The following is a 5,988-nucleotide window of genomic DNA, read 5'->3' on the forward strand; positions in this document are numbered from 1 at the left end:
TTAAAGATGTTTAATAAGTATGTTGATAATATACCATATCGAATAACCTGAAACAATGGAGATTATAAGGATATTTAAATCTGTGTTTTACAAAAATAGCGACTTCTGTTGAAGAAGACGCCATTTTTATTAGGATAATTGTTTTGTAGGAACATACCGATAATTTCTCAATAAAATAAACACCATACCCAAAAGTAACGATAGAACTCCTACTAATACGACGTATTGGGTTCCCATTTCTGATATAAATAATCCCCCTACAGCAGCACCAAATGTTGTTCCTAAGTTTGCGGATGTTAAAAATAATCCATTCGCAAAATCTGGGGCTTCGGGAGCTGAAGAGGTGATCCAATATTGATTGATGTTGCCTCCAACTCCAGCAACGATTCCCCAAATGAATGTAATGATCATCATTGGTATGCTAAATTGTCCAAATATGAATATGATGATGTAAACAATTCCCAATGCGAAAGGAAAAGCCACTACAGATTTGATGGCATTATTAGTAAGTAGTTTCCCTGCGACAATGCTGCCAATAATATTTGCTACGCCGTATAGGAATAGAAGTAAACTAATGGTGTTCGGAGACATATTCGTAACAGTTTTTAGGTAATCAGCAAGATAACTATAAACCCCAAATACGGCTGAATTTAATAATATCACTGTCAGAATAGAAATCCATGTCGTCGATTTTTTTAAAACGGATAACTGTGACCCATAAGAAAGTTTTTCTGCAACAGGCATCGATGGGACAAATAGTAATGTAGCAACGAAAACTATTACATTGACTACAGCAAAGAATGTCATCGCCATTTGCAATGAAACGACACTAGCAATAAAGCTTGCGATTGGCACGCCAACCACCATACCGGCTGATACCCCAATAAATACTTTAGAAACCGCTTTTGGAGCTTCCTCCTTACTTACTGATGCAGCAGCTACTGTAAATGCTAACGAACAATAAACAGGATGAAATAAAGCAGGAACCGCCCGGGCAATCAATGCAATAGTAAAATTAGTTGCAAATATAGCTATGATGTTACCCAAAACAAAAACCCCTAGTACGAGTAACATTACCTTCTTTCGATTAATCCCTGAAAACAATAACGGCATTGTTGGACCAGCAGCTGCTACCACAAGGGCAAAAACACTTACAAGCCAGCCCGCTTTTGAAATACTGATATGAAAGTGATCAGCAATCGCAGGCAATATTCCGATCACTCCCATTTCGGTATTTAAGATACCAAAAACCCCAACGGTTAAGATGAAAATTAATAAGTGGTTTCCTTTATCCAAAAGAACATCTCCTTTCTTTATGAAAATACCCCTAAAAATAATGGATATTTTCATGTTCTATATTGGAACCAGGAGGATTTTACTTTGATAACTTTATCAATCACATTAGACTTAACGAATAACACCTTCCTTTGTTATTATTCTAGAGTGATTCTTCACAAATAGCTAATACTTATATCTTATATCAAGATATGCTTGTAAGGCATTTCTAAAACTCCTATACTTAAAACATGATAGGAGGAATCTTCATGGAACTGAGAGTTTTGCGATATTTTCTAACGGTCGCCAGAGAAGGAAGCATCACGGGTGCTGCCGATTTTCTGCATGTTACCCAGCCAACCTTGTCCAGGCAACTAAAGGAGTTAGAACATGAGTTAGGTAAAAAATTATTTATACGAAGCAGCCACAGTATCATTCTTACAGATGAAGGAATGCACCTGCGAAAAAGAGCGGAAGAAATTGTAGCAATGGTCGATAAATTAGAGGCAGAATTTCATTCCATGGAGGAAACGATCAGTGGTGATGTATATATTGGCGGTGGGGAAACTGATGCCATGAGACAGATTGCGTGGGTAGCCAAAGAATTGCAGTCAAGGTATCCAAACATCCGGTATCACCTCTACAGTGGAAACGAAGACGATGTGTCTGAGCGGCTTGACAAGGGCTTGCTAGATTTTGGGATTTTAATTTCACCAGCTGATCTATCAAAATACAATTACCTTGATATCCCTGCCAAAGATGTGTGGGGGGTTGTAATGAAGAAAGACAGTCCTCTTTCATCAAAAAATACCATTCAAGCAATCGATTTAGTGAATGTTCCTCTAATCTGTTCACGACAGGCGATAAAACAATCCTTTTCTAAAAATGAATTTGCTGATTGGTTTGGCGAAGATTTTGATAAACTAAACGTCGTGACTACCTATAATCTTGCCTATAATGCCGCCATTATGGTGGAAGAAGGTCTAGGCTATGCAATAGTCCTAGATAAAATTGTCAATACATCAAGTGACAGTAACCTTTGTTTTATACCTCTAGAGCCAAAACTTGAATCTGGCTTAAATATAGTTTGGAAAAAGCATCAGCTTTTTTCCGCAGCCGCAGAAGTGTTTTTAAAAGAAATTCAAAAGAAATTTTTGAACTTTAAATAGTTTAGTAAGGAATATCTCGTCATATTAAAAAAATCAGCCTCCGGTCTTGAAGTGCCCCGTAAATGTTAGACACCAATCTATCATTTACAGGGCACTTCAGTCACGGAAGCTGTTTTTATTTGATGATCTTAATATTTCCTCGATCGATCCATTTTCGAAAGGAATTTTTCATGAAAAACTTAAATATCTTTCTTGTTGGTTGAAATAGCATGAGAAATCCGAGGAAATCGGTGATAAATCCTGGAGTCAAAAGTAGCGTGCCACCTATTAGGATACAAATGCCATCTAACACTGCTTCACCGGGGATTTTGCCATAACGCAGTTCTTCCTGTGCTCTGCGCAAAGTTTCTAGCCCTTCTTTTTTGGCTAAATAGGCCCCTATGATTCCTGTTAGAATAATAATGGTAAGTGTCGGCCAAACACCAAATGTTTTACCAGAAAACAACAAAAATCCTATGTCCATGGCGGGAATGATGATGATTAATAAAAATAAATAGCGCATGTATGTCTACCCCTCGAATGAAATGCCCTTGTCCATTCTATTGTAGTTGAAAAAAGAGCAAATGCAACTATTTAATCGCTATATAAATTTCAATTGTTCCATTAGGATAATATTTTTCAAAATCATAAGTGTATGCCCTATTGAGTGTCCCTTTTTCCTCACACTCCCAAATCTTCTTCCATGTTTTATATACTCCTTGTTCATCTGTTGAATCCACAACAAACATTTCATATTTGTTGTCGCTCTGAATCTCAATGGAGGCTTCATCACCCGTGTCTTCAGTTGCAGCGCTTAATGAATAATCACCTTTATAATTACTTTCATAGTCATAATATAAGCCATACACAACGGCATCCTTATTTTTCAAAACCCTTGTTGATTCTTTCCACATTCCCGTAATCTTTTCCATGATTTGTTCATCTTTGAAATTATTGGTTCTAACACTGTTAATAATTTTTAGGTTCAAATGAGTTTCCTTCCTTTCCATTTATTGGTTTATTCTTACTTCTACAAAATATCGGAATAACCTTTTTTATTTGTAAATTTAATAATGGAAGAAACCCTTTTGAAAGATTATTTACTTATAACGCCCCCTGACTTCACAGCCAGGGGGGAATTTTGGAATTCTACGTCCAGTGACTTCGGACAGGAAGGAACACATTAAATCTCTCACTTTCCGAAGATCCCTCTAATTTTGCGGAACGTGATGAAATCATCTTCTAATTTTTTGTTTGAAGTGGCTGATTTTTTAATATGTTTTCAACTTCTTCATATCCTTCTAGAAAGGCGAAGTTATATCTGGCTGGAAGTGCGAAAACATAGTCTTTATTTTGTCCGAGAAGTGTAGGTCCAATTGGTGCTGCTCCAATATGAAATTCACCATTTTGTAGTAAGGTCCATTGATTATGTGTAAATATCATTATCGGAATATCTTGTCTTGGTTTAACCTCCGTCCATTCGGGATGTCTAATGAATAGGATCGGCCCATTTTCAATGATGTTACTTTGTTCTTGATTAATAGAAACACCCTCCCAGGATTCCTTTACAATCTGGTACCCAGCCCAACTTTTGGGCAACGAAAAAGTGAACCCATATTCATTATTTTTATAAACAATAGTATCTTGTTCATGGCCCTCTTTATTATCATCTACTGTAGGATGTTCTTGCCCTAGCTGCCCTTGGTTATGGTTATTTGAACTAGAAGAACGGTCCTCCAGGATCGGTTTAATAAGAAAGGCAAATAACAACAAGGCCGCAATACTTGCAAAACCTACAAAGATCTTTCTCATGGTTGTTGCTCTCCTTTTCTGCTTTTCATATGAACTTGTATATTGTAATAGGTGATCATGAATGATGTCTTGGGTATCTTTAGTAAACCTTTTATCAAAATCAGGTTCTGGTAATGTTCGGATCATTCTTTCTATCTCTTCATATCTTTCATGATCTTTCATAGAGAAAACACTCCTTTCTCTTGTTGAAGCACCTTTAAAGCACGATGATAGGTGATACGAACCTTATTTTCATTCCAATTTAAAATGGAAGCTGTTTCCGATACAGACAGTTCTTTAATGCATCGAAGAATGATAACATCTCGATAATTAGCTTTTAAAGATTGGATAGCTTCATAAAGGAGTCTGTTAGTTTCATTTAGTTGAAGAATTTCCTCGGGGGTTTCCTTGGCAGTTTCCTCTTCCCAGAACCAAAACAGTTGCATCATTTTTGAGCGTTTCCTTTTTCTAATTTCATCAATTCCCACATGCCGTGCAATTGACAGTAGCCAGGTTTTAGGACTTGATTTTCCTTGAAAATTGTCAAAGCCTTTAATAGCTCGGATAAAAACCTCCTGGACCAAATCTTCTACATCACTTGATCCCATGTAATAAACCAAAAAGTGGTATATATCTTTATTATACAAGTAAAACCACTCCGAAATGATGTCCCTACTCATCAATTGGTCAACTCCAATTTCTCCCCTATTTTTATCTTCATGAATTAGTCGAATCAAAAGTACTTTTATTTCAATTTTATACGTTTTATTTAAATTATAAAAATGGCCATATAAAAAAGAAGCTTGGATTTCCAAGCTCCTTTGGATTGTGGTCACTGTCGTATTTTTCCACTATCCTTTAACCAGTACCATATCGTTTATTAAATCTGGAAAAGTAAATTTTTCACTCGTATCTAAGTTATTCCCTTTGACTTTTGTGGGTTCTTTCTTAGGTGCATACGTTGTGAAACATATATCCTCAGAGGTGTTAAAACCGTTGGTCTTAGTGTTACTGATCGCAGTAGCCATCTACACAATCCTAAAAAAAGATTGGGGCAAAGATTCTAGATACCAAGGAATGAACTGGAAAAGGGGTATTATTTTTGCATTGGTAATATTGAGTATTGGCTTTTATGATGGTTTTTTTGGAGCTGGCACGGGTTCTTTTTTGTTATTTTCCTTCCTAATCATTGGATTTGATTTTATCCAATCGGCTGGCAATGCAAAAGTCCTTAACTTTGGAAGCAATATTGCTGCACTCATTATGTTTCTATACTTAAATGTTATTAATTTTTCATATGGAATTCCAATGGGAATTGCTATGGTTTTAGGAGCTTTAGTGGGATCAAACTTTGCCATTAAGAAGGGTGTATCTTTTGTAAGAATATTGTTTATCGTTATAACTCTTTTTCTAATTGGAAAAAACATCTTAGATTATTTGCAACTTATTTAATTACCTCGTGTATATATTTGGCTGTTTTGACATAATTTTTAATTTTATAAAAAACATCAAAGTTTACGAAAACAGCCTTTCCTAAACATTGCTACAGCTTCCTCCTAGACTCGTAGGGATAATCATTTACATTTGGTAATCTTCATTTAAAAAATGTCTGATACAGTACCAATAACCAAAATAGAATTAAAATTGGTCTAGGGTCTCTCCATAGTATCATGTCTAATTTTTTATGTTTACTTAAACTCAGAGTCTTTTCTCTTTCTTTTTTTATTAGTTTTTTGGTATAGGTAAATAAAAATACGAGTATTAATGGAAGTAC

Annotated in this window: 6 protein-coding genes and 1 pseudogene; 2 read left to right on the forward strand and 5 right to left on the reverse strand. The window is 35.7% G+C overall.

Annotated elements, in window-relative coordinates; all coding sequences use genetic code 11:
- Window positions 1–129 precede the first annotated feature (129 nt).
- Window positions 130–1,296, reverse strand: a complete 1,167-nt coding sequence (locus V7083_RS17345) for an MFS transporter (RefSeq protein WP_335480176.1) — start codon at window positions 1,294–1,296, stop codon at window positions 130–132.
- A 248-nt stretch (window positions 1,297–1,544) separates the two neighbouring features.
- Between V7083_RS17345 and V7083_RS17350 the strand changes: the two genes are divergently transcribed.
- Window positions 1,545–2,444 (forward strand): LysR family transcriptional regulator, encoded by a 900-nt coding sequence (locus V7083_RS17350; RefSeq protein ID WP_335480179.1) that lies wholly within the window; start codon window positions 1,545–1,547, stop codon window positions 2,442–2,444.
- A 115-nt stretch (window positions 2,445–2,559) separates the two neighbouring features.
- Here the strand turns inward: V7083_RS17350 and V7083_RS17355 are convergent, their stop codons facing one another.
- From V7083_RS17355 to V7083_RS17370, 4 genes are all read right to left on the reverse strand, one after another.
- The gene (locus V7083_RS17355; protein ID WP_335480181.1) at window positions 2,560–2,946 is read right to left on the reverse strand and encodes an FxsA family protein; all 387 of its coding nucleotides are present in this window, start codon (window positions 2,944–2,946) and stop codon (window positions 2,560–2,562) included.
- A 67-nt stretch (window positions 2,947–3,013) separates the two neighbouring features.
- Window positions 3,014–3,412 (reverse strand): GyrI-like domain-containing protein, encoded by a 399-nt coding sequence (locus V7083_RS17360; RefSeq protein ID WP_335480183.1) that lies wholly within the window; start codon window positions 3,410–3,412, stop codon window positions 3,014–3,016.
- 253 nt (window positions 3,413–3,665) lie between these two features.
- Window positions 3,666–4,397, reverse strand: coding sequence for a hypothetical protein (locus V7083_RS17365; protein ID WP_335480185.1), 732 nt, complete (start codon window positions 4,395–4,397; stop codon window positions 3,666–3,668).
- Window positions 4,394–5,029, reverse strand: a complete 636-nt coding sequence (locus tag V7083_RS17370; protein ID WP_335480188.1) for an RNA polymerase sigma factor — start codon at window positions 5,027–5,029, stop codon at window positions 4,394–4,396. Before V7083_RS17370 ends, V7083_RS17365 begins: the two co-directional genes overlap by 4 nt.
- A gap of 43 nt (window positions 5,030–5,072) precedes the next feature.
- Here V7083_RS17370 and V7083_RS17375 point away from each other — a divergent pair.
- Window positions 5,073–5,666 (forward strand): annotated as a pseudogene (locus V7083_RS17375) (sulfite exporter TauE/SafE family protein); the annotation flags it as partial.
- Window positions 5,667–5,988 lie beyond the last annotated feature (322 nt).

Origin of the sequence: Bacillus sp. JJ1764 (genome assembly GCF_036962145.1) — a bacterium.
Taxonomy (GTDB): Bacteria; Bacillota; Bacilli; order Bacillales; family Cytobacillaceae; genus Neobacillus.

Bases quoted from the DNA above. Each gene is read 5' to 3' on its own strand.
- V7083_RS17365 (WP_335480185.1), bottom strand. From the start codon at position 4,397: ATGAAAGATCATGAAAGATATGAAGAGATAGAAAGAATGATCCGAACA.
- V7083_RS17355 (WP_335480181.1), bottom strand. From the start codon at position 2,946: ATGCGCTATTTATTTTTATTAATCATCATCATTCCCGCCATGGACATA.
- V7083_RS17350 (WP_335480179.1), top strand. From the start codon at position 1,545: ATGGAACTGAGAGTTTTGCGATATTTTCTAACGGTCGCCAGAGAAGGA.